Origin of the sequence: Corynebacterium ammoniagenes DSM 20306 (genome assembly GCF_001941425.1) — a bacterium.
Taxonomy (GTDB): Bacteria; Actinomycetota; Actinomycetes; order Mycobacteriales; family Mycobacteriaceae; genus Corynebacterium; species Corynebacterium ammoniagenes.
Genome location: NZ_CP009244.1, coordinates 1 through 22,818, shown reverse-complemented (window position 1 = coordinate 22,818; position 22,818 = coordinate 1). Strand labels below are relative to the sequence as shown.

Here is a 22,818-nt window from a genome sequence, read left to right as displayed (position 1 = left end):
CTAGAAAAGATCCATCATCCGTTCTTTTCTGACTGTTGACGGTTTTGTTGGGAGATCACAGGAATCCACAGTTGAGCACGTGCAGTGGAACCATCCTCAAACTCAACGTGTAGCAATTGTGGTCCTGGTGCCCACAAGTAGGGATTTGCGGGAAACCATTCGGTGGCTGCATCTGCCCACATCTGCTGGATTGTGTCAGGAAATGTCCCTTCAGAATCAAAGACGACCCACGTGCCCGCTGGCACCTTCGTCGACTCATACCCGTCCGCTGGCTCACTCGTTGCCACTGCATGCCAATATTCCAACTCCGAACCTTCTTCACGCTGGTTTTCGAGTTCGGTACTGACACCAAGCTGCCCTGTAGGCTCTACATCATTGTATTCCAGCAAAGCTCCTGTTCTTTGGGGATCAAGTGACTTTTCGAAGTCACTGATCTGCTGATTATCTCCTTCAAACACGAGGTTTACTGTCGTTGAGAAACCACTGAGGTAGAAAGACTTCTTTTCTACAATGCGAAAACGCATTTTACTTGCTCCTTTCACTGAAATATTGAATCTCAACTGCGGTTGTGAACTCAGCGTGGCTGAATCAGTTCGCGCCATAGAAGGGTTGATGCCGTGGAACTTAGCGAAACTCCGAGAAAAGGCTTCCGAGGATCCATATCCGTACTTCACCGCCGCATCAAGCACCGTCATCCCGGCACGCAGTTCCGCGGCAGCCAATGTTAAACGCCGATTACGGATGTATCTGGTCAGCGTGATCCCCGCGAGGGTGCTAAACATCTTCCGCAGGTGGTACTCCGTGGTTAGTGTGCGCCGTGCCAGCTTTTCGATGTCCACATCCAAGTCTTCTTCAATCTCTTGGATAATCTGATTCCATTCCAACAACGTGTGCTCCTTTCACCGCAGCAAGATAAATACTATTTGCTGGGAAAATACGGCTCTTGATGTTTTCTGGCCTAGATAAGTTCGATTCTGGGCCACTGCTGCGTATCTCGAAGAAGCTGCCGGTCATGCGACGACAACACTACGGCGGCCTCTGTTGCTTCAAGTGCCTCGGTGAGTTCATCAACCAATGCGATGGAGAGATGGTTGGTGGGCTCATCCAGGATCAGCACATGCGGAAGCTCCGCTAGTACAAGCGCTAGCTCTAGGCGGCGTTGTTGTCCCATGGATAGTTCACCAATGCGTTTATCCATCTCTGGTGCACGCAGCAAACCAAGTTCCGGAAGCCCGAGTGCCTGCGATTTTTTAATAGCACCGGTTGACACCAAGTGTTCGACTTGGCGGAGGAAATACTCCCCCACACGCTGTTCGGCGGGCAGATCAGATTCTTGGCGGAGATAACCAATGCGTGTTCCCTGCGGCACAGATACGTGACCCGTACTTGGGGTGAGATGGCCACTGATAGCCTCCAGCAGCGTGGATTTTCCTGCACCGTTAGGCCCAGTGATGACTAGCCTTCCGCGCTGTTCCAGCTCGAACGATACGGGTTGGGTTAGACGCCCGGTAACGGTGACATCATCCACCGCCATCAGTGTGGCGGACTTACGGGTCTTCAAATGAGGAAACTTAAATTCCTGCGGTGGCTCGGGAATCGTAATGGCATGGGACTCCAGTTCTTCTTGGCGGCGATGAAACGCTTTAACCGCACCACCAGCGCGCGTTGTGCGCGCATGTTTCGGGGTGCCTTTGCCTGGGCGCCACTTATCAACCAGGCGATTCTGTGCGGCATCTAAACTCGCCTCAAGCCGGGCGCGCTCAGCCTGCTCTTTGTAATAGGCCTGTTCCCAGCGGACTAGTTCAGCTGCACGGCCCTCACGGTATCCGGCGTAGCCATTGCCATAGATCCGCAGGCGGCCATCGGGTGTGGGATCCACATCAACGATGGTCTGTGCAAAGTCCGTCAGCAGGGCCCTGTCGTGGCTGACCACGGCAACGCCACCTGTGCGGTTGCTGATCTGCGCGGTGAGAAACTCCAGCCCACTGCGGTCGAGATGGTTCGTGGGCTCATCCAGCAACAAGAAATCATCATCTGCGCCGAGCAAACAGGCCAGGCGGATGCGGTAGCGCTGGCCCACGGACAACTGCGCCAAACGGACGGACATGTCCGTAACTGCATTGAGAGCCTCCAGTGCGATATGCACGCGGCGCTCCGCGCCCCACGCATCCAGGCGCTCGACCCATTCCAAGGATTCGGCATAGGCATCGTTGGCGTCATCACTTCCCTCGGCAAGTTTCTGACCGGCCTCATCAAGAGCAGCCAGCGCAGCAAGTGGTTCTGCAATAGCTTCCGCCACCGCATCGCCCACGGTGCGCTCACCGTGCGATTGCATTTCTTGCTCAGCCACACCAATGGTGCCAATGCACGACACCGTGCCGCTGTCAGGTTCTAAAGTCCCCGCGAGAACATGCAACAGCGTGGATTTACCACGCCCATTTTCACCCACGATTCCCACGCGTGACTCCGCGTTAAGAACCAGATCTACTTCTTTCAAGACGGTATTGGTGCCTCGAACTACGGTTACTTCAGAGGCAATGATTTGGGCGCGTTCACGAGCTGGAAGTTGACGAGCAGAAAGCTCCTGCGCCGGAAAACGACGTGCGTCGGTATTCATGTATTTCCTTTAAAAAACTCATGCCCAACACACTGAAAAGACGTCTTTTCGATGTTTTCAGCTAGGCATGGAAAAACTTCGACTCCCACAATCAACTGGACGCATGCGAACACAGCGTTGCGCCAGGATACGAGTCAGGACAAGTTGCCTCCGTGCGAACCCGAGATCAGTTCAATCGGGTAACGGCCGGCGAACTTTGCCTTATAGGAAATACAAATGCATGGTGCTCAACCTACAACATTTTTGAATACATGTCACGCCTTGAAGGCAGAGTGCACCAATTTGCAGTGAGGCTGACAGGAATCTCATCTGCCAGAGACCCCGACACTACACCTGCGGGCTCCCAGAGCCGAGAGCCAGTCAGCTGCTTAACTCACTACTGCGTAGCTCGCTTCTCAGCGCCTTTCGCACCACCGGTGAGGTACCAGCCGGCGAACAGAATCACGAACCAAATCGGGGTGACCATCAAAGCGGAGCGGGTGTCGTTTTCAAAGGTCAGGACAACAACCATAAATGCGAAGAAGGCGAGAACAACCCAGCACATAAACCGACCGCCCGGCACCTTGAAGCTGGATGCTTTGTGGCGCTCAGGGAACTTACGGCGGTAGACGAGGTAGGCGGCGAGGATAAGGCTCCACACCACCATGAACAAAACAGATGAGACGGTGGTAATCAAAGTGAAGGCTTCGATCACGCTGGATCCTGCATACAAGATCAATAAGCTTGGGACCAAGCATGCTACCGAGAAGAAAAGGCCTCGGGCGGGCACGTGGTGGCTGGACAATACTCCCCAGCGCTTGGGCGCTTGGCCTTCGCGTGCCAGGCCGAAAAGCATTCGTGACGTTGAGAAAATGCCGCTGTTGGCCGATGATGCAGCCGATGTCAGCACCACGAAGTTGATAATGCCTGCTGCGGCCGGCAATCCAGCCAGGGCAAACATCTGAACAAACGGACTGGAGTCATTGTGGACTTTGTCCCACGGAGTAACCATCATGATAACTGCGAGCGCCAGGATGTAGAACACAACGATACGGACAGGAATCGAGTTGATTGCGCGCGGCAGATTCTTTTCTGGGTCTTTCGTTTCAGCAGCAGCGGTACCAGCAAGTTCCACGCCGACAAAAGCGAAGATAGCAATCTGGAATCCGGCGAGGAAGCCAGCGATACCGTTCGGGAAGAAGCCCCCGTGGTTAATCAGATTCGAAACCGCCGCAACGTTGCCGTCTGGTGACTGGAAATGAGTCAGAATCATCACCCCGCCGACGAGGATGAGCGCGGTGATGGCCACTAGTTTGATGATGGCGAACCAGAATTCCAGCTCACCAAAAAGGCGAACAGCAACGAGGTTTAACCCGAGTAGGAGAAGAATCGTTAACGCTCCGGGTATCCACAGCGCGATATCCGGCCACCAGTACTGGGCATAGCCAGTAATAGCCACGACATCGGCCATACCCGTGACAATCCAGCAAAACCAATAGGTCCAGCCGCAGACGAAACCAGCGGTGGGGCCTAAAATGTCTGACACGGCGTCACGCAGTGACTTGTAGTTTAGGTTCGATAGCAGCAGCTCACCCATCGCACGCATGACGAAGAAGAGCATGAAGCCAATGATGCCGTAAACCAAAACCACGGAAGGCCCAGCCAACGAAATCGTCTTGCCAGATCCCATAAATAGTCCAGTGCCGATGGCACCCCCAATGGCAATCAACTGGATATGTCGGTTGCTAAGTCCGCGCTGGAGATGGTCTGACTCCACGTGAGAGTCAGTTACTGGTTCAGCGGTTTTAACCTGTGGATGGCCAGGATCATGCGATGCCATTATCGACCTGTCTTGATATCGGGGAAGTTGAAGCTTTAAGGGTACGGCGCTACTGCGACGTTTTCGCACCTACCTACTATGTGATAGAAACCTACCACTAGGTTTCTTCTCCTGTGGGTGAAAACACCCGACTTTCCAACTTCAGTGTTAAGACACGCTGGATTTGAGCGCGGGGAAGACATAATCAGCAAGCAAAGGCGCAAGCTCAACAGCAGGCTGATGTGGAGATACCCAGGACAGTTCCGCAATTTCGGCGGCAGCGTTCGGGGCGATGGCACCATCATAGGAAAACACGGTGGCAACCACGGTGTGCTCTGCTTCGTTGGCGGCAGGTGCTTCGAACACACCAAGCTGAGTTAGCTGGGTGTCCTCGAGGTCAATGCCGAGTTCTTCTTGTACTTCGCGCACGGCGGTGGCAACTGGGCTCTCCCCAGGTTCAGGTTTGCCGCCGGGAAACATGAATTTTTCCGTGCCGCGTTTGCGCACGGTCAGAACTTTATCCTGGGAATCGCGAAAGACTACGGCGCTGACATGAATTTGAGGCAAAACCATAGCTTTGAGAATACGCCTGTGCCTAAGGCGCTTGCATAACTTCCAGGGGCCACCGCCGCTGGTGCTGCGGAGGGTGTTTTTCAAAGGGGTAGCCCAGCGATACATCGATGTGGCTTACTCCGTCCACGCGGGTTTCGGCAGGAATGTGCAAATGTCCGTGAATGACCAAGCTGGCATGGTATTTCACCGCCCAATGCCTAGTCGCGGTAGTACCGCACCACAGCGCAATATCTGGTTCAAAAAGCCGATGGGTTGGTTCCACCACCAGCGGCCAGTGATTGACCAAAATCGTCTGCCCACTAACCCCATCCAGTCGGTCTTCGGAGTATTCAATCCGTTCCGCACACCACTGTTCAACATCAACGTATCGGGCGATGGCCAATTCATCGTCAAGCTTGATCTTTGCTTGTGCCACTGCCTGCTTCGCTGTCAGGCCCAGCGGGCGGAAGCTGTAATCGTACAGCGTAAAAAGCGGGCAGATTGTCACCCCACCAAAGACCGGGTACGGGTCTTCGGGTGTGACCACGCCGATCGCGCGCAATTCGCCCACCAGGGCACGGTAGCGGGCCTTGCCTTTGACTCTTTCCGTGGCACGGTTAAACAGTTCATGATTGCCCGGTACCCAGATTACCTTGGCAAAACGCTGGGCTAAGGGTTTGAGAGTGCGCACGATATCTGGGATGCGCTCGGCAACATCGCCGGCAACAATTAACCAGTCACCAGGGTCGCGGGGAGCAAGCTTATCGACGACCGCCTGGTTCTCCTTGAACGTGACGTGCAGATCGCTCACTGCCCACAGAGTTCGTGCCATAACCTCGAGGTTATCCCACGCCGCGCTCGTGCTAAGACTGCGCCTCAACCCACTGTTGTGGCGAAGGGCCCAGCAGTTCAGCTTCGGCTGGGGCAAGCAAGCTGCCATCGCCTAACGATGCCAACGGCGGTTCACTCGCTGTTACTTCACGGTTATCGCCGCGGGCTGTCATTAACAAGCGCGTAAGTTCCGGAAGACGGATAGGTTCCGGTCCCGCCACCGTGCGGTGAGTGGGTGTGGATGTGGCAACTTCCGCGAGCACCTTCGCCACCTCCTCAACGGCGATGGGCTGAATATTCCAGTCGGAGGCAATGATTTCATCGTCGCGTTCTTCAACCGCGGCCGGGTTCAACGCGAACTCCATCCACTGCGCGGAACGCACGATAGAAAACGGCACGGTGCCTTGCGCCAAGACTTTTTCTTGGGTGGCTTTGGCACGGTAGTAGTCAAACTTCGCAACCTCAGGCTTGTCGATGTTCGTAATCGACAAATACACGATGTGCTTTACCCCGGCACTTTCCGCTGCCTGCAGGATCGTGCGAGTCACACCGGCTAAAAACTCGCCGATATCTGCGTCCTCGCTTGGCCACGGCGACGATGCATCAATGACCACCTCGACCCCAGCAAGAGCTTCGTCTAGGCCTTTGCCGGTGGTGACATCCACGCCCTTGGAGCGTGAAACCTCCACGGTGTCATGGCCTTGTGCATCAAGCTGCTCGACGACCTTGCGTCCAGCGGTACCTGTCGCGCCAATAACTGCAATCTTCATGTCCATCTCCATTCTCGAATGCTGATTGGGACACGATCCAGCCTAGGCTTAATTAAAGGAAGTAGTTTGCCTCCAGGGAGTGCCGACGGATGTTTTCAATCCGCTCGGATGAATAGTTCACTCCGCGGGTGGACTTGTTCTTGGTCACGAGCTTGCGGTGTTGAATCCGCCACCCTGCATCAGTCTTGACCAAATCATCAACGTACATGCCACCAGCACGTACTTCGAAGATAATCCCCGGCTTATCCGTGGTCTGCAGCGTTACCCACTCCACTTCGGTGATGGTGCGCGCGGTATCGCCGCGCATGGTGAAGTGAGTGTTGTGCAGTAAGTGCTGGCCAGATAGACGCGTTGTATCATTATTGCTTTGGAGCAGTTGCTGCAGTTCAGCAGCTGTGATCTTATCAATGCCTTCGTCTGGGGCTTCAAACGACGCATCTGCGGTAAACGCTTGGTCATAAAGCTCCCAATTGCGTTGATCGAGTCCTTGCGAATATGCATTGAGCGCATCTCGGATCTCTTCACGGGTAATGAGATCATCAACGGTCAAAGCCATCAGAGTTTCTCCTTTGAAGAAGTATTACACCTTGTGTGACCAGCCTACGTTTGCATCCGGCTGCGTGCCTCGATACTGCACAATCACTGCGGCAGAACTCGATACAACTCAGCCGACGCTGTCACGAACAATTCAACAGCTGGAGGAAATAACAGGCGCGCGTTTAGTAGAACGCACCACGCGTGAATTCTGGTTGACCAGCGACGGTATCTCCCTGGCAGAAGAAGCGCGTGATATTCTTGCCCGCCTGGAAGATCGCCTGTCATCGATTGGTATGAAACAGCAACCCCCTTTGCGGCTGGGCTGGGCGTGGGCAGGTTTCGGTAGACACACTGTGCCGCTGCTACAAGCCTGGAAGAAAGAACATGCATACCCGGTAGAGCTCAGCCGCCCTGCCGATCCCATGAATGCTCTTCGACATGAGCATATTGATGCAGCACTCGTTCGCCACTCGCCGCCGAACCCATCAGAGCTCGACGGGTATATCCAATCCCCGCTTTTTACCGAGAGCCTGGTCGCTGCCATCGCCGCCGATGATCCCCGCAGTAGCTTGGAAACGGTGAGCTTGGCCCAACTTGCACAGACGCCGTTGGCTGTCTGCCGGACAGCCCCCACAGCAACCGCCGCATTATGGTCAGACCCGCAAGAAAGTCCACGCACTTTCACTGTCTCCGGCACCGATGAATGGCTCACGCACATCGCCCTCGGCGAAGCCGTAGGCATTACCGCCGAAGCCACCATTCATAACCATCAGACATCCGATGTTTCCTATCTCCCGATCTCGGATGCGCCCGCCGTTGAGGTGTCCTTGGTCTATCCACGCAAGCAGCCCCATCCCCAGGCTGAAGTCTTCGCATCTTTCGGACGCGACTACCTAGCACAGACCCTCATGGACCACACCCCTCCGTATTTTCTTGGCGGAATAAGAGATTAGCCATAGACCCAACACCATCCCGAAGATAGCCAGTAGGGCTGCATTATTGGTTCAATACCGGGTTTGCTAGTGGGATAACCTCGCGATCGCCGACTGGCTGTGATGTCTCAACCAGGATCGATGCTTGCCTTGCGATGAGCGTGCAAACATCCGGTGCGCCAGGGAATCTTCCTTCAATGACTGCAATTTCAACGGTTGATTCGGTTTCTTCCACCACCGCGCGGGTTCCATAACAGCTCTTCGAGCCGGCGGAGAAGAAGACTCGGATGCTGTGTTCATCGATAAGCTCATAGCGTTGCCAATCAACAGCGCGCTCCTGCGAAAGATCAGTGCGTGGTATGTCGTCGATTTCGGTAGCCTCCGATTCCTCCGGCGGTGAGTCCGCGCTGGTCGTGTTCACAGGCGTGCCCAGGCTGGTAGTAGCTGGAAGTGATGCCTGGCTTCCTCCAGAAGAACATCCCGACAACGCCCCGGAGCACAACAATGCGCCGATAGATAGACCGCTTAAAAGCTGGCCCTGAAGATTCCACTTCATAAGAATCACCCATCACCGGTTGCCGTGTCATCCAACGATACGGCACATGGTTCTCCTTAACCACAGGTCATATTCAGGACGAACTTTTGCAGTGGAGATCAGAGTAAAAGGATCAAACTTAGTAACAAAAGAGGATGCGGAAGGAATCTTGAAAGGTTTTCTCGATGAACCGCTCCCATGCCCTAGAAGAACGAAAGAGTGCTGTAGCTGAGTATCGTCGGACGAAGTCGGTAGTCGAAACCGTCCGTAATCTAGGTTATCCCGGCCTATGGACGATGTATACGCCGTCGGATTCAACCCGAATTCCAACCACTGCGCGGAGCGCACAATGGAAAAGGTACGTTTCCTCCGGCCAGGGCTTCTTCTTGCAGGGCCTTGGCGCGGCAGTAATCGAATGGGTTTATTGATGAGGTACTGGCTACGCTGGGAGTAGTTGCAGCAACCGTTCCACACGGAATTGTAATTTCAGGAAATTATGGAGAACTGTACTCGGCTTTGAGGGGAAGGGCGTCGCCCTAATCTGTGGAGCGTACGGTACCAACTTTAGGACGTGGGCACGATGGGTGTAGTGGACACTTACTTCTCAGTTTTAGCGACCTTTCTTGTTCTAGTCATGCTCACACTCCTTTTCATAAAAAGAGTTCCGCGATGGGTTCCAGCAGTTCTAGGTGGTGTAGTTATCGTGTCAGTTTGGGTTTACTACCTGATTTGAGGTGAATTGTGGATCCCCAACCGTAAGGTCTGAATTGCGGCATCGTTGGTAAATTGCGCGCGGTTACGGATAGCTTACGCAGGTCTTTACCCATCGACGTGATGTAATCGGTCGTATAGATTACGCCCTGGCCCTAGGCGGAAACTGCAGGGAAGACACGAAACTATCCCATCGGTTTTACCGAATCCTGCTGGCTTCATTAACAAAACTGTCCCAAGAACAGTCCGCATCCCCTTTGTTCCCTTAACCCCCAGGCTCACTCAGCGAGTGGAACCACGAAAAGCTTGGTAGATTTCTCTACCAAGCCTTTAACTGTGGAGCATAGGAGAATCGAACTCCTGACCTCCTGCTTGCAAAGCAGGTGCTCTACCAATTGAGCTAATGCCCCATTGTTCCGTTGGTGGGCCTAGCAAGAATCGAACTTGCGACCTCATCGTTATCAGCGATGCGCTCTAACCGACTGAGCTATAGGCCCTTAAGCGGAACGAATAGTAACTATACAAGCGGCTTTGAAATTGACCAAATCGCCTGGTTAAAACGCTTTTTAACCAGTAGTTCATGTGCAGTTTCTTTGTTGCGGACATGGAAGAAGGAAGCGAAGGGGGGCATCGACAAGCAAAAGGCTCTACATCGCACATAGCGTGCGGCGATGTAGAGCCTGATCTGCTGCGAAATAAGCTGGTTGCTACTTAGCTGCCTTAGACGGCTTCGCGGAGTCCTGCAAACCGATATCTAAACCGCCGAAGAGATCAACCACGGCGTTGTAGATCAGCGCCAATAACGGTGCGAGGATGGTGTTGAAAATCGCGACCACCACGCCGATCAGGGCGCACACGGCAAATACCATGCCGAAGGTGATGCTCTGGTTGCCACCAACGTCGAAGATCAGGGAGTTCATGGACTCCCAAATCCCGAACTGGCTCATGCCGAAGTACAAGACCGCAACTGCGATCAACCAGGCCACTAAGCCCACTAGCGACATGGCCAAACCGACGCGAAACGCCGATAGCGGTGTGATTCGCTTCAGCGAAACATTTCGTCGTGCCATAGGAATTACTCCTTATTTTCGGAATCGTTGTCCTGGTCACCTGACTTATTAGGGTCTAATTCCTGTCGAGCATCCTCCACAGTCTTTTCACCCTTCGCTACAGCCAGCGCTTCCTCTTCCCCATCATCTTCCACGTTACGGTCGATGACAAGCAACTCAACATCGTCACTGAGGTTGACCAAACGCACGCCCATGGTGGCACGCGAGGATGGACGAATCTCATTGACTTCAGTGCGGATTACGCCGCCCACAGAGGTAATGGCAAAGATTTCATCATCTTCCATCACGGTGATGGCGCCGATCAGCTTGCCGCGCTTTGGCGTGTACTTAAATGTCATCACGCCCAAGCCACCGCGGCCTTGTGGTGCGTATTCCTCAATGGCCGTGCGCTTGCCGTAGCCACCTGAGGTAGCCACCAGGAGGTAGCCACCTTCTTGCACAACGGACAAGCTCAACAGCTGGTCATCATCGCGGAAACGCATGCCCTTAACACCAGCGGTTGCACGACCCATTGGACGCAGCTGCTCATCATCCGCAGTAAAGCGGATGGCCTGGCCCTGCTCCGAAGTCAACAAGATGTCATCTGCATCAGAGACCAGCTCAGCGCCAATCAGGGAATCGCCCTCGTTGAGGTTAATAGCAATCAGACCTGCCGAACGCGCGGACTCATAGTCCGTCAGACGGGACTTCTTAACCCGTCCCTGCTTGGTAGCCAGAACCAAGTATGGCGCGTCCTCATAGGACTGAATCTGAATAACTTGCGCGATCTTTTCTTCAGGCTGGAACTCCAGCAAGTTAGCCACGTGCTGGCCGCGTGCGGTGCGTGATGCCTCTGGCAATTCATAGGCCTTAAGGCGGTAGACGCGACCAAAGTTGGTAAAGAATAAAATCCAGTCGTGGGTGGAACAGATGAAGAAGTTTTTGACGATGTCATCTTGCTTCAGCTCTGCACCACGTACGCCCTTGCCGCCGCGCTTTTGCGCCTTGTAGGAGTCAACCTTGGTGCGCTTGGCGTAGCCGGTTGAGGTAATTGTCACAACCACATTTTCACGAGCGATGAGGTCTTCATCGGTCACATCACCGGTCGCGGCAACAATCTGTGTACGACGCTCATCGCCATACTTGTCCACGATTTCCTGCAGTTCATCATGCACAATCGCGCGCTGACGCTCAGGCTTGGCCAGAATGTCCTTGTAGTCAGCGATCTCAAGCTCGATCTCTGCCAACTCATCAACGATCTTTTGACGCTCCAGAGCAGCCAAGCGACGCAGCTGCATGGCCAAGATGGCATCGGCCTGGATGGTGTCAACGTCCAACAGGGACATCAAACCTTCGCGGGCTTCATCCACGGTTGGGCTGCGGCGGATCAGCGCGATGACCTCATCGAGCATATCCAGTGCCTTAACCAGACCACGCAGGACGTGTGCGCGCTTTTCAGCTTCATCCAGGCGGTACTGGGTACGGCGAACAATGACCTCGATCTGGTGAGCCACGTAGTAGCGCAGCATCTGATCGATACGCAGGGTGCGTGGCACGCCATCAACGATGGAGAGCATATTCGCGCCGAAGGAAGTTTGCAGCTGGGAGTGCTTGTACAGGTTGTTGAGCACCACGCGCGCTACGGCATCACGCTTGAGCGTAATAACAATGCGCATGCCCACGCGGTCAGAAGATTCATCTTCAATCTTGGAAATACCAGCGATCTTGCCGTTGGCTACGGACTCCGCGATATTGGTGACCAAGTTATCTGGGTTGACCTGGTAAGGCAGCTCCGTAATAACGATGGTCTGGCGTGAGCCCTGCTCTTCAATGGAGGTCACACCGCGCATGCGGATAGAACCACGGCCGGTGGTGTAAGCATCCTTAATACCGCTATCGCCGACGATCAAGCCGTAAGTTGGGAAGTCTGGACCTTTCACAAACTTCATGCACGCTTCCAGAGATTCTTCTTCGGAAGCTTCTGCGTTTTCTAGCAACCAGAAAATGGCATCTGCCAATTCTTTGAGGTTGTGCGGCGGGATGTTGGTGGCCATACCAACGGCAATACCGCCGGAACCATTCATCAACAGGTTAGGAATACGCGATGGCAGAATATCTGGCTCTTGGGTCTTACCATCGTAGTTTGGTGAGAAGTCCACGGTGTTTTCACGAATATCGCGGACCATTTCCATCGCCAAAGGCGTCATACGGCACTCGGTATAACGCATTGCTGCCGGGCCGTCATTACCTGGGGAGCCGAAGTTACCCTGGCCATCAACCATTGGGTAACGCATATTCCATGGCTGCGCCAGACGCACCAGCGCGTCATAAATAGCCGAGTCACCGTGTGGGTGGAAATGACCCATGGCATCTGCAACTGGACGCGCAGACTTCACATAGCCGCGCTCAGGACGGTAGCCCGAGTCATACATCGCATACAAAATGCGACGGTGTACTGGCTTTAGACCGTCGCGTACTTCTGGTAGCGCACGACCAACAATGACAGACATTGCATAGTCGATATAGCTGGTTTCCATTTCCTCATTGATATCAATGGGGTGGATCTTGTCATAAAGATCGCCGTTATCATCGCTCATAAGGCTTTATCCTAGCCGTTTTAAGCCTTTAATGCCCGTTTGTGGTATCACGGTGATACCATAACGAGTATGGCAATGACGCTTCGGTTGACTCCTGAACAAGATCACGCATTAACCTTGCTCGCTTCCGCGCATGGCACCTCCAAGCATGAGGCAGTAGTTCGCGCAATCGCGCTTGCCGCAGCGCGCACCATAAACGACGCTACCGTGGATGAACTTGCCCGCGAGCACATCAAAGGCCGCAGTGCGCTGGAAGCAGATATTCGCCGTTCCCGGGGCCAGGCTTCGCTATGAGAGCTGAGCAATTACTGATTGTCGCGCAGCGCTTTTGTGAAGTGCATCGAGTGCGCATCAGCAACTATTCAGCGTTGGTAGCCGCGGCAGCCGCAGCGCATGCGCTTATCGATGGCATCCGGATCCACGACAACCCCCGCCAAGAAGCCGCCAGCCTCTATGAAATCTTGACGAAAGTTGAAGCGCTAAGCGGCCACAATAAGGAATTTGCTACTATCTGCGCGAAAATCCACCTCGCCGTTGCCGATGGTGGCTAATAGCGCGCACCGCCCCATTACTATGGTGTGCATGGCTAATCTTTCCCAGCTCCTCGAACCTAGAACTCGTCCTGGCTTGATCACCGACCTGACTGAGCTCATTCAACACACCGTCGCTGAACAATCCGGAATTTCCGGGATGGCGATCAAGGGCGCGGTATCAACCGCAACCCGAATTAACGCAGACATCATCCCCAAAGGTATTAACCAAATGTTGCCGGGCATGCTGGGTGATCTAGAACCCCGCTGGGCTGAGTTTGAAAAGGCCGGCGCCACCGACTTCGGTACCTTTTTGGAAAAAGACTCTGCAGAAGTCTCCGATGCCGTGATGTCCACCGCTGACCGCCACGCCGAGCGCATCAACGTCGCCCCCCTAGCCAAGACCTACAAGTCCCTGCGCAATAAGGGCGCCAAGATTGTGGAAGGCAAAGTCCCCGAGCTGGGCCGCATCCTTCAAAAGCACATGAAGTAGTCCACGCTTAGAAGGGCTCAGGATATAAGCTCGCGAGCACGAAATTATCTGGATCTAATGATTCCGGCAGGTGCTCTGCGAGCTTTTCTGCGTCATCATCAATGACCACACACCCTAACCACATTCGCTTCGCCCCATAATTGGTGTCATCGCCAGTTTGATCTAGCTCATGCTGTGCGGCTTTCAACCATAACGGCCCGGCATATTGCGGCATATAAACTTCTTCGACTTCGGTTGGGACGCCACCGTATACAATCGGATCAATTGCCGAGACAAACTCTGAGAACAGCTCCGGCACTTTCAATAGGTTATCTGGATGCGTAAAAAACGCTACCGTGACATAACTAAGACCGTCGTGACCAGGCACGATATTTGACTCACGCACAAGCTTCATATCGAAAGCCCCACCTAACGAGCTTGGAAAAGCAGTCGGTTCAGTGTCATCTTCGAAGAAGAACTTTTCTTTCACCTCGTCATCATTGGCTTCATCAAACTCCACCAACGCATTGAGTTCATAAAGCTTCCACTCTTCAGGGGAATCAAGCCGGTCATAAACCGCCTGGGTTCGAAGCGACCACAACTCAAATTCGTTTGTGCTCGGAATCGGCTTTGCCGAATACGCCAGAATCCGAGCATCCGCTTGCGCAATACGGCTTTCATAAAGAGCATAGGCCCGATCAAGGTCTTCGGGCTTAGCGATGAACTGAGTGGTGATGATCTCAACGGTCATGTGCTCAAGAATAGAGAAAACACCGTCATTACGTTTTAAAACGTAATGACGGTGTTTCGTTAAGAACTAGCCATCGACAAGCAACTGCTTGAAAAACCTTACGGCTTAGATATCCAAGAAGCGGACATCCTTTGCACGGCGAGTAATGAAGGAACGGCGTGCGGCTACGTCATCACCCATCAAGATGGAGAAGAGCTCATCAGCGCGTTGCGCATCTTCCAAATCAACACGACGCAGGATGCGGTTGGATGGATCCAGCGTGGTCTCCCACAACTCAGATGCATTCATCTCACCAAGACCCTTGTAGCGCTGGATGCCGTCATCCTTGTTGATCTTGCGGCCGGCATTAAGGCCTTCCTCCAGCAACTCATCACGCTCGGCATCAGAGTAGGCATAACCTGGCTTGCCCTTGCCCCACTTGAGCTTGTACAGCGGTGGGTTAGCCAAGTAGACGTGGCCTTCCTCGACCAACTGCGGCATGAAGCGGAAGAGCAAGGTGAGCAGCAACGTGGCGATGTGCTGGCCGTCAACGTCGGCGTCGGCCATCAGCACAATCTTGTTGTAGCGCAGCTTAGTGATATCAAATTCTTCATGGATACCCGTGCCCAGCGCGGTGATGATGGCCTGAACCTCGGCGTTTTTCAACACCTTGTCCATGCGCGCCTTCTCCACGTTCAAGATCTTGCCACGTAGCGGCAAAATAGCCTGGAACATAGAGTCACGGCCGCCCTTGGCCGAACCACCTGCGGAGTCACCCTCCACGATGTACAGCTCAGAGATCTTCGGATCCTTGGTACGGCAATCGGCGAGCTTACCTGGCAAACCACCCAAGTCCGTCGCAGACTTACGGCGCACCAACTCACGCGCCTTGCGCGCTGCCACACGAGCCTGCGACGACGCCACGGCCTTATTTACGATGGCCTTGGCCTCAGCCGGGTTGGCATCAAACCAGTCATTGAGGTGCTCATTGACTGCACGCTGAACAAAGCCCTTGATCTCAGAGTTGCCCAACTTCGTCTTGGTCTGACCCTCAAACTGCGGATCAGCAACCTTGAGCGAGACCACCGCTGCCAGGCCCTCACGGCAGTCATCACCTGTTAAGCTGCCATCTTTTTCACGCATGAGCTTGTGCTCTTTGGCGTACCGGTTCATCAACGATGTCAGTGCGGAACGGAAACCTTCTTCGTGGGTACCACCTTCATAAGTGTTGATGGTGTTGGCAAAAGTGTGCGTGGATTCCTTGTAGCCCTGGTTCCACTGCATGGCTACCTCAACCTCGTGTTCATTGCCCTTGACATCAAAAGCAACCACGGTGGGGTGAATAGCAGACTTGGTCTTATTGAGGAACTTGACGTAATCAATCAGACCATCTGGGTAGTGGTACGTAACCTTCTTCTGCAGCTTCTTCTTGGAAGAACCCGACGTCTCCACAGGCGCAGGTGTAACAGCGCCTTCTTCTACGAAGTCATCTACCTCTTCATCATCAAAAGAGGTCTCATCCAGCTGCTTTTCGCCGGATTCCGCGTCTGCGATGGCTTCGAGATCCAGCTGTTCTTTGGTCACGCGCTCATCAATGAGCTGAATGGTCAAACCCTTATTAAGGAATGCCATCTCCTGCAAACGACGCGCAATGGTGTCATAGTCATACTCGACGGACTCGAAGATCTCCGGATCCGCCCAAAATCGAATCTTGGTTCCGGATCCACGCGCGTTGCCGCCTTCTTGGAGCTCTTCCGGGATGGAGTTATTAAAGACCTGGTACCAGTGCTTGCCGTCAGTCTTAATTTCCGCTTCGACGCGGGTAGACAACGCGTTGACAACGGAGATACCGACGCCGTGCAGACCACCGGAGATGGCATAAGAGTCCGAGTCGAACTTGCCGCCTGCGTGCAGCTGGGTCATCACGACCTGGACGGTCGGTGCACCCGAGGCGTGCATGCCCACGGGGATACCGCGGCCATCATCGGTAACTTCAACGCCGCCGTCTTCCATGAGGCGAACAATGACCTTGGAGGCATGTCCTGCCATGGCCTCATCCACTGAGTTATCGACGACCTCCCAGATCAGGTGGTGCAAACCACGAGGTCCGGTAGAGCCGATATACATACCTGGACGCTTACGGACAGCTTCTAAGCCCTCCAGGATGGTAATTGACCCAGCGTTATATTCTGGTTGGGTAGCCACGAAACCGTGTACTCCTTTATTCCAAATTTAAACGGTGGCGAGATGCCATCGTAGAAATCAATAATGCAATGCCCCTTTAAATAAAGGGTGAACTAATCACGGCCACGGTTTCGCGTCCGTGTAGTTCTAAGACTTTATCCATTCTACACTGTGTCCCCCTACCTAGACAGATGTCACTCCGGTTAAACGCCAAATTATGCGTTATTTTTTACGTTTGCACCGAGCAGATCGGCTCCCGCCGATTCAAGAATGCTGCGAACGAGCTGGTTAACAGTGTTTTAGAACCAGATTGATAATTTAACCGTATGTATCCTTCGAGCCCTGCGGTTTTACCCACATTGGCCCTTGGTAATTTTTATGTTGCTTCGGACCGGAAATTTTCAGTTGTGTAATGACATCTACGCCAACTTGCTCCGAGATCCGCTGCAGAATCTGCCGTTGCAAATAGCGCAGTTGCGTACCCCAATTGGAGTTATCGCAGGCGACATAAATAATGCCATTTTCGATGCGATCTGGGTGGGTATGCTGCGCGATCTTTTCGCCGACTAGCTTGTGCCAATGCCCCGTAATCCAGCCATGCGCTAATTCGTGTTCCCAGCCACGCGACGTGACCTCGCGTGCAATATGAGAACCCAATTTCGGAATATCCACGCCCTTGCGGCGCCGACGACCATCAGCTCCGGTTTCGCGGCCTTTGCCGCGATAACGTTTCTGCGGAGTTTTTGTCAGCTCCGAGATATCAAATCCCGGCACCTGGGGCACCGGGACGCCCTGGGGCTTTTCCACCTGCATCTTCGCGATCTTGGATCGGGACACATGCTGTAGCTTCGGCGGATTCGGCGAACGCTTACGAATATGGTCAAAGGCTTGTTGCACTGGGTCTGTATTAGACATCGCTGCCACCAGCCTTTGTGGTTCCGCCGTGCTCCTGTTCTTCTATTCTAGGTGCAGAAGCAGACTCTTCGATACCGCGGCCATCGCGGCTATCATCAGGCTGAACCAAGACGGAAACCCGGCCATCAGCGGTATCTTCCACACCGATTTCATAGCGCTTGATGGGCACGAGGTTTTCTGGCAGATCCTCATCGACAGCGGCGGTGATAAAGACCTGTTCAACATCTGCTGCGAGTTTCACCAGCTTTTCGCGGCGCTTGGCATCTAGCTCTGAAAAGACGTCATCCAGGATCAAAATAGGATCGGAATCCTCGGATCTCAGCAGTTGGAATTCTGCAAAGCGCAAAGCAATGGCATAAGACCACGTCTCACCATGGCTAGCAAACCCCTTGGCCGGGGCGGTGCCCAAATGTAATTCCAGGTCATCACGGTGGGGGCCTACCAAAGAAATTCCACGCTCGATCTCACGTTGGCGTTTAGTTCCCAATTCCGCGAGCATGACGGCTTCTAATACATCACGGTCAGAGGTATCAATCGTTGCTTTATACGCAATATGCGCAGGCCTTGATTCGGGCGCTAAACCTTCATACGCAGCAGGGATCAGATCTGAGAGCTCATCGATAAGCTCTAAGCGCGCATTGATAACCTGTGCGCCCAGCGTCGCCAGCTGGGTATCCCACACGTCTAATGTCGCCAGGGCCGAAGCACCCTCGGTATCCCCATATCCACGACGCATCGCTGCCGATGCAGATTTCAATAAAGCATTGCGTTGGCGCAAAACTTTGTCATAGTCTGCCTTCACCCCAGCTAGACGCGGAGTTCGCGTCGCGATGATGTCATCAAGGTAGCGGCGACGTTCTGCCGGCTCACCGCGCACCAAAGCTAAATCCTCCGGGGAAAAGAGCACGGTTTTTACAACGCCTAAAAGCTCGCGCGGGGACTTACACCGGGTGCGGTTGATCTGGGCTTGATTAGCAGCATGAGGTTTGATCAGCATGTGTGCTGTCAGTTCGCGGCCCTGGTTGACCGCGGTCGCAGAAACCCTGGCGCTGGCCGTGCCTTGCCGCACCAAAGGTGCGTCTTGATTAACGCGGTGTGAACTTAGGTGCGCGACATAGCCCAAGGCCTCAACGATATTGGTCTTACCAAAACCGTTGCGGCCTACAAAAAGGACAATGCCGGGATCCAGATCTAGCTTTAGCTCCGTCCAAGATCTGAAATCCCGCAGGTCAAGCTCACGAATATACATCTATTGCGTAGTTTAACCAGGCAAACGCACTGGCATCAAAAGGTAGGTGAAGAAGGTATCAGGCGTTGGGAAATTACCATCTTCATCTGCTTCCGGGAGCTCTTCTGGCTCTGGAATCATAATCGCTGGGCGTGATGGTTCCGTAAAGCCAAAGACCACGCGATCCGTTGGAATAACTGCTAGGCCGTCTTTGAGGAAGGCCGGGTTGAAAGCAATCAGCAGTTCATCACGGCCGGTAAATGCACAAGGGATGGTTTCTTCGGCATTGCCCGTATCCGTTGCACCTGCTGCAAGCTGTACTTCGCCTTCGCTAAAGAGCATACGGATCTGAGCATTTCGGTCCGTCAACAAAGAAACACGACGAATAGCTTCCTGCAGTGGACCGATCTCAACCGAGGCCATGGCAGTGTGCGTCTTCGGCAGCAAGTGCGAGACCGTCGGGAAATCTGCATCCAACATGCGCGTGGTGGTCTCACGGTTATCGGCGTGCAGGCCAAAGAGGCCATCGGCAGCAATGCTGTCGCCGGTACCGACTGCAATTTCAATGGGGTCATTGATGTGTGAGTCCAGCGTGCGCGCAGTTTCCTGCAGAGTCTTGGCTGGTACCAACAGCTGGGTCTTTACATCCTCAGCCGTGGGCTCCCACTCAAAAGTGCGCACTGCCAGGCGGAAGCGGTCAGTGGCAGTTAGATGCACATCTTTGCCTTCGATGGACATGCTGATGCCGGTGAGCATTGGCAACGTGTCATCTTTGCCCGCTGCTGCGGCGACCTGGGAGACCGCTTCAGAGAAAAGCTGTGGGTTGATCTTGCCGGTGACCTCGGGCAATACCGGAAGTTGTGGGTAGTCTTCCAAGGAAATGGTCGGCAGCTCAAAGCGTGAAGAACCACACTGAATGAGAACCTTGGTGTCTTCTTGGCGAATCTCTACCGGCCGATTAGGCATAGCGCTGACAATGTCAGACATGAGCTTGCCGGCCACAGCTACGCGGCCAGGCTCTTCGATCTCCGCAGCGATCCGAACACGAGTGGAAACCTCATAGTCGAATCCTGCAATTTCCAAGCCATTGTCATCCGCGGTGAAAATCATTGCGCGCAGGACTGGCTGCGCTGCCTTCGTCGGTAGGTTTCGGGCAACCCATCCAACTGCGTGGCTGAGGTCATCTTTAGCCACACGAAAAGACACGGCGTTGGTCGTTAGGGTTTCCATGTGCGTCTTTACTCTCCTTGACTCACGTTCGATGCGTCGTGCCTAGCTTGCGAGCTATTTGTCATTCGACGCACGCCGACTAGGTATTTCTTGCTTTTGCCTGGCGAGTAACCACTGGGTGGCGATCACCGCAGGTGCAGGAAATGACCTGAATCTACCTGGTTTCAAAATGTTTAAAGGTTGAGCAACTTACAACAATTGCTCGTTTCTAACTGCTTCTAACTTAACCAGTTGCAGGGCCTGAGCGCTACTTCCGGCGGATTCTTGTAATTCGCAATTTCGGCGGCTCCAGGTGGGCGGCGCTCGAACTTCCACACAGGCCCTTTTTCTTCTAAGTGATCTAGAAATAAAGATAGTAGTAGTAATAACCGTTGTGAATCCTGTGGATAATGACAAGAAATCCATGGTCGAGGAGCAAAACCTACGTGTGTGATCACATGTGATCAATCTGTGGATAGATCGGGCGAAATGTGGATAACTCAAATTACATCAAAGTTATCCACAGGTGGGTCTTTGTTATTCACTGAGATCGCACAGCAGTGATCACAGCAGGTCGGAGGTTTTCTTACGCTTGTGAAAACAGATGCTGTGAGCAACCTCATTAAATTACAATGATGGAATTACACAAGTGTGAATAACTTTGTGGATAACTTTTAGCCTGGTAAACCCCGTAAAACTAGAAAATCCGCCTAGCCACCAAGATTTACTCAGCAACTAAGCGGACAATGACAGGTCTAGTTGCGACCGCGTGCCTTAATACGTTGGGTTAACGCCTGGATCTCGTCATAAGTCTCGCGCTTTTCTGTCATTTCGCGACGGATCTTGCGCTCGGCGTACATAACGGTGGTGTGGTCCTTACCGCCGAACTGCTCGCCGAGTTTCGGCAAGGAGAGATCTGTAAGTTCACGACACAGATACATCGCTAGCTGACGGGCGTGGGCGATATCGCGCTTTTTACCCGACCCCGTCAAGGTTGCTACATCAATATTGAAGAACTCTGCGGTGACTTCAATGATCGTATTGGGTGTAATTTGCTCGGCCGCCGAGTCCGGTGCCAAATCACGCAGCGCGACTTCAGCCATTTCAATGTTGATTGGTTCATTGACCAAGGAGGAATAGGCCGAGACACGGATCAGTGCACCTTCGAGCTCACGAATCGATGATTCGAAGCGGGACGCGATAAGTTCCAACACCGCGCGATCAACAGTGGTGCCATCAGCGGAAGCCTTCTTCATCAAAATAGCGATGCGGGTTTCTAGATCCGGTGGCTGAATATCTGTAATGAGCCCGCCCTCGAAGCGGGTACGCAAGCGGTCTTCTAGCGTGGTCAATTGTTTTGGCGGCCGGTCAGAAGACAAAATGATCTGTTTATTGGCCTGATGCAGGGCATTAAAGGTATGGAAGAACTCTTCCTGAGTCGATTCCTTGCCCTCTAAGAACTGAATATCATCAACCATCAAAATATCGAGGTTGCGGTACCGACGCTTGAAAGACTCCTGCCTATCATCACGCAAAGAGTTGATGTAGTCATTCGTAAATTCTTCCGACGATACATACTTCACGCGTAGACCTTTATGCAGCAGTTGCGCGTAATTGCCCGCCGCATGCAAAAGGTGTGTTTTGCCGAGTCCGGACCCGCCCCAAATAAACAACGGGTTATAGGCACGGGCAGGATTTTCCGCGACGGCAACGGCTGCGCCATTAGCAAAACGATTCGAGGAACCAATGACGAAGTTATCGAAGGTATGCGTTGGATTTAGTGATTGCTCACGGTTGGGGTCATGCGCGGGGCGCTCACGCGGAATTCGCGCAGAGGACGGTGCCTGGAAAGAAGACTGGTTGGACTGCTGGTTTTGGTAGATATCAGCCAGATCATCCAAATTCGCTGGTGAATGGCTGGTGTGCCACGATTGCGGAGAGGCAAAAGATCCAGAAGAAGAATCTTCTGACATATCGTGACGATTGCTTGCTAAGTCATTAAAACGTGGGTTGTTCTCACGCTGATCCTGCATGGGTGCAGAAGGGTGCTGCTGCGACTGCGTCTGAGAGTGTTGCTGTCCGGGGTGTTGTTGGGGAGACCGTGTCTGGGACTCCGGTGTATGAAAATTTTGGGTATTGGGGTTGTGGCCAGTGCCCTGATCGAATTGGCCATAAACTGAACGGTGAACTTCATGGAAGTCTTGGTTGGTGACGTCGACCTGGTTTAAACGCGGGCGGTCTTCTTCATAATTATTGAATTGGTTGCCCTGGCGCCCCGAATCCTGTTGATTCGGGTATTGCGAAGACTGCGGCTGCGGGGGTGCAGTTTCTTCTGGTGGTGCCACCGTAATAGCAACAGAGCATGGACGTCCCATGTGGCGAGATAGTCCAGCGGCGATATGCGTGGAAAGTTCAGCCTCGACGATATCCCGCCCGGTTTGATCTGGGGTTGCCAAAAAGGCATAGCCATCACTGATCATGATCGGCTTGACAAGCTGCAGGTACACCCGCTGCTGCGCACTGAAAGTGGGCACTTCCGAGTTCGGCTGTTCAGAGCGTCGAATGAGATCTTCAACGATGACACGCCACGTGGAGTTCAGGGACGATTGTTGGTCAGACAC

At 53.5% G+C, this 22,818-nt stretch carries 20 protein-coding genes and 2 tRNA genes; 4 read left to right on the top strand and 18 right to left on the bottom strand.

Features of this window, described 5'->3' with window-relative positions:
* Nucleotides 1-14: 14 nt before the first annotated feature.
* The 7 genes from CAMM_RS00115 to CAMM_RS00085 form a co-directional block, all read right to left on the bottom strand.
* A complete protein-coding gene (locus CAMM_RS00115) occupies nt 15-887 on the bottom strand; it encodes an AraC family transcriptional regulator (protein WP_003847067.1) in 873 nt (290 codons plus the stop codon).
* 71 nt (nt 888-958) lie between these two features.
* Nucleotides 959-2,617: an ABC-F family ATP-binding cassette domain-containing protein gene (locus tag CAMM_RS00110; RefSeq protein WP_003847066.1), complete on the bottom strand. Its 1,659-nt coding sequence runs from the start codon at nt 2,615-2,617 to the stop codon at nt 959-961.
* 376 nt (nt 2,618-2,993) lie between these two features.
* Nucleotides 2,994-4,436: a D-serine/D-alanine/glycine transporter gene (gene cycA, locus CAMM_RS00105; protein WP_003847064.1), complete on the bottom strand. Its 1,443-nt coding sequence runs from the start codon at nt 4,434-4,436 to the stop codon at nt 2,994-2,996.
* Nucleotides 4,437-4,583: 147 nt separating this feature from the next.
* Nucleotides 4,584-4,988 carry an NUDIX hydrolase gene (locus tag CAMM_RS00100; protein WP_003847062.1) on the bottom strand — a complete coding sequence of 135 codons (405 nt, stop codon included), beginning with the start codon at nt 4,986-4,988 and terminating at the stop codon, nt 4,584-4,586.
* Between the two features lie 22 nt (nt 4,989-5,010).
* The gene (locus CAMM_RS00095; protein ID WP_003847061.1) at nt 5,011-5,799 is read right to left on the bottom strand and encodes a metallophosphoesterase family protein; all 789 of its coding nucleotides are present in this window, start codon (nt 5,797-5,799) and stop codon (nt 5,011-5,013) included.
* Between the two features lie 31 nt (nt 5,800-5,830).
* On the bottom strand, nt 5,831-6,568 hold the full coding sequence (locus CAMM_RS00090; RefSeq protein ID WP_040355241.1) for an SDR family oxidoreductase: 738 nt from the start codon (nt 6,566-6,568) through the stop codon (nt 5,831-5,833).
* A gap of 52 nt (nt 6,569-6,620) precedes the next feature.
* Nucleotides 6,621-7,124, bottom strand: a complete 504-nt coding sequence (locus CAMM_RS00085) for a nuclear transport factor 2 family protein (RefSeq protein WP_003847057.1) — start codon at nt 7,122-7,124, stop codon at nt 6,621-6,623.
* Between the two features lie 64 nt (nt 7,125-7,188).
* Here CAMM_RS00085 and CAMM_RS00080 point away from each other — a divergent pair, with 64 nt between their 5' ends.
* Complete coding sequence (locus tag CAMM_RS00080; protein ID WP_169307533.1) at nt 7,189-8,058, top strand: LysR family transcriptional regulator; 870 nt, start codon at nt 7,189-7,191, stop codon at nt 8,056-8,058.
* Between the two features lie 43 nt (nt 8,059-8,101).
* Here the strand turns inward: CAMM_RS00080 and CAMM_RS00075 are convergent, their stop codons facing one another.
* The 5 genes from CAMM_RS00075 to gyrA form a co-directional block, all read right to left on the bottom strand.
* The gene (locus tag CAMM_RS00075; RefSeq protein ID WP_232051011.1) at nt 8,102-8,593 is read right to left on the bottom strand and encodes a hypothetical protein; all 492 of its coding nucleotides are present in this window, start codon (nt 8,591-8,593) and stop codon (nt 8,102-8,104) included.
* Between the two features lie 1,027 nt (nt 8,594-9,620).
* Nucleotides 9,621-9,693 (bottom strand) — tRNA-Ala (locus CAMM_RS00065).
* Between the two features lie 10 nt (nt 9,694-9,703).
* Nucleotides 9,704-9,780 (bottom strand) — tRNA-Ile (locus CAMM_RS00060).
* Between the two features lie 210 nt (nt 9,781-9,990).
* Complete coding sequence (locus CAMM_RS00055) at nt 9,991-10,353, bottom strand: DUF3566 domain-containing protein (RefSeq protein ID WP_040355239.1); 363 nt, start codon at nt 10,351-10,353, stop codon at nt 9,991-9,993.
* Nucleotides 10,354-10,358: 5 nt separating this feature from the next.
* A complete protein-coding gene (gene gyrA / locus CAMM_RS00050) occupies nt 10,359-12,929 on the bottom strand; it encodes a DNA gyrase subunit A (RefSeq protein ID WP_003847044.1) in 2,571 nt (856 codons plus the stop codon).
* 69 nt (nt 12,930-12,998) lie between these two features.
* Here gyrA and CAMM_RS00045 point away from each other — a divergent pair, with 69 nt between their 5' ends.
* The 3 genes from CAMM_RS00045 to CAMM_RS00035 are packed head-to-tail and all read left to right on the top strand — an operon-like array spanning nt 12,999 to nt 13,952.
* Nucleotides 12,999-13,223 carry a hypothetical protein gene (locus CAMM_RS00045; protein WP_003847043.1) on the top strand — a complete coding sequence of 75 codons (225 nt, stop codon included), beginning with the start codon at nt 12,999-13,001 and terminating at the stop codon, nt 13,221-13,223.
* Nucleotides 13,220-13,480 (top strand): hypothetical protein, encoded by a 261-nt coding sequence (locus CAMM_RS00040; RefSeq protein WP_003847042.1) that lies wholly within the window; start codon nt 13,220-13,222, stop codon nt 13,478-13,480. The genes CAMM_RS00045 and CAMM_RS00040 overlap by 4 nt, the downstream gene beginning before the upstream one ends.
* Before the next feature lie 31 nt (nt 13,481-13,511).
* Complete coding sequence (locus tag CAMM_RS00035; RefSeq protein WP_040355235.1) at nt 13,512-13,952, top strand: DUF6918 family protein; 441 nt, start codon at nt 13,512-13,514, stop codon at nt 13,950-13,952.
* Between the two features lie 7 nt (nt 13,953-13,959).
* On the opposite strand, the gene CAMM_RS00030 is transcribed toward CAMM_RS00035, so the two are convergent.
* The 6 genes from CAMM_RS00030 to dnaA form a co-directional block, all read right to left on the bottom strand.
* Nucleotides 13,960-14,682: a hypothetical protein gene (locus tag CAMM_RS00030; protein ID WP_003847040.1), complete on the bottom strand. Its 723-nt coding sequence runs from the start codon at nt 14,680-14,682 to the stop codon at nt 13,960-13,962.
* 105 nt (nt 14,683-14,787) lie between these two features.
* Complete coding sequence (gene gyrB / locus CAMM_RS00025) at nt 14,788-16,866, bottom strand: DNA topoisomerase (ATP-hydrolyzing) subunit B (RefSeq protein WP_040355232.1); 2,079 nt, start codon at nt 16,864-16,866, stop codon at nt 14,788-14,790.
* A 297-nt stretch (nt 16,867-17,163) separates the two neighbouring features.
* On the bottom strand, nt 17,164-17,760 hold the full coding sequence (locus CAMM_RS00020; RefSeq protein WP_003847038.1) for a DciA family protein: 597 nt from the start codon (nt 17,758-17,760) through the stop codon (nt 17,164-17,166).
* Nucleotides 17,753-19,009, bottom strand: coding sequence for a DNA replication/repair protein RecF (gene recF, locus CAMM_RS00015; protein ID WP_003847037.1), 1,257 nt, complete (start codon nt 19,007-19,009; stop codon nt 17,753-17,755). Before recF ends, CAMM_RS00020 begins: the two co-directional genes overlap by 8 nt.
* A gap of 12 nt (nt 19,010-19,021) precedes the next feature.
* Nucleotides 19,022-20,218, bottom strand: coding sequence for a DNA polymerase III subunit beta (dnaN, locus tag CAMM_RS00010; RefSeq protein WP_003847036.1), 1,197 nt, complete (start codon nt 20,216-20,218; stop codon nt 19,022-19,024).
* A 734-nt stretch (nt 20,219-20,952) separates the two neighbouring features.
* On the bottom strand, nt 20,953-22,818 hold the full coding sequence (dnaA, locus tag CAMM_RS00005) for a chromosomal replication initiator protein DnaA (protein WP_040355229.1): 1,866 nt from the start codon (nt 22,816-22,818) through the stop codon (nt 20,953-20,955).

What these genes read in the sequence shown, in the direction of transcription:
- dnaN (WP_003847036.1), bottom strand. Translation starts at nt 20,218, where the DNA reads ATGGAAACCCTAACGACCAACGCCGTGTCTTTTCGTGTGGCTAAAGAT.
- CAMM_RS00110 (WP_003847066.1), bottom strand. Translation starts at nt 2,617, where the DNA reads ATGAATACCGACGCACGTCGTTTTCCGGCGCAGGAGCTTTCTGCTCGT.
- cycA (WP_003847064.1), bottom strand. Translation starts at nt 4,436, where the DNA reads ATGGCATCGCATGATCCTGGCCATCCACAGGTTAAAACCGCTGAACCA.
- CAMM_RS00040 (WP_003847042.1), top strand. Translation starts at nt 13,220, where the DNA reads ATGAGAGCTGAGCAATTACTGATTGTCGCGCAGCGCTTTTGTGAAGTG.
- CAMM_RS00100 (WP_003847062.1), bottom strand. Translation starts at nt 4,988, where the DNA reads ATGGTTTTGCCTCAAATTCATGTCAGCGCCGTAGTCTTTCGCGATTCC.
- CAMM_RS00055 (WP_040355239.1), bottom strand. Translation starts at nt 10,353, where the DNA reads ATGGCACGACGAAATGTTTCGCTGAAGCGAATCACACCGCTATCGGCG.
- CAMM_RS00045 (WP_003847043.1), top strand. Translation starts at nt 12,999, where the DNA reads ATGGCAATGACGCTTCGGTTGACTCCTGAACAAGATCACGCATTAACC.
- CAMM_RS00095 (WP_003847061.1), bottom strand. Translation starts at nt 5,799, where the DNA reads ATGGCACGAACTCTGTGGGCAGTGAGCGATCTGCACGTCACGTTCAAG.
- recF (WP_003847037.1), bottom strand. Translation starts at nt 19,009, where the DNA reads ATGTATATTCGTGAGCTTGACCTGCGGGATTTCAGATCTTGGACGGAG.
- CAMM_RS00020 (WP_003847038.1), bottom strand. Translation starts at nt 17,760, where the DNA reads ATGTCTAATACAGACCCAGTGCAACAAGCCTTTGACCATATTCGTAAG.
- CAMM_RS00030 (WP_003847040.1), bottom strand. Translation starts at nt 14,682, where the DNA reads ATGACCGTTGAGATCATCACCACTCAGTTCATCGCTAAGCCCGAAGAC.
- CAMM_RS00035 (WP_040355235.1), top strand. Translation starts at nt 13,512, where the DNA reads ATGGCTAATCTTTCCCAGCTCCTCGAACCTAGAACTCGTCCTGGCTTG.
- CAMM_RS00075 (WP_232051011.1), bottom strand. Translation starts at nt 8,593, where the DNA reads ATGAAGTGGAATCTTCAGGGCCAGCTTTTAAGCGGTCTATCTATCGGC.
- gyrA (WP_003847044.1), bottom strand. Translation starts at nt 12,929, where the DNA reads ATGAGCGATGATAACGGCGATCTTTATGACAAGATCCACCCCATTGAT.
- CAMM_RS00085 (WP_003847057.1), bottom strand. Translation starts at nt 7,124, where the DNA reads ATGGCTTTGACCGTTGATGATCTCATTACCCGTGAAGAGATCCGAGAT.
- CAMM_RS00090 (WP_040355241.1), bottom strand. Translation starts at nt 6,568, where the DNA reads ATGAAGATTGCAGTTATTGGCGCGACAGGTACCGCTGGACGCAAGGTC.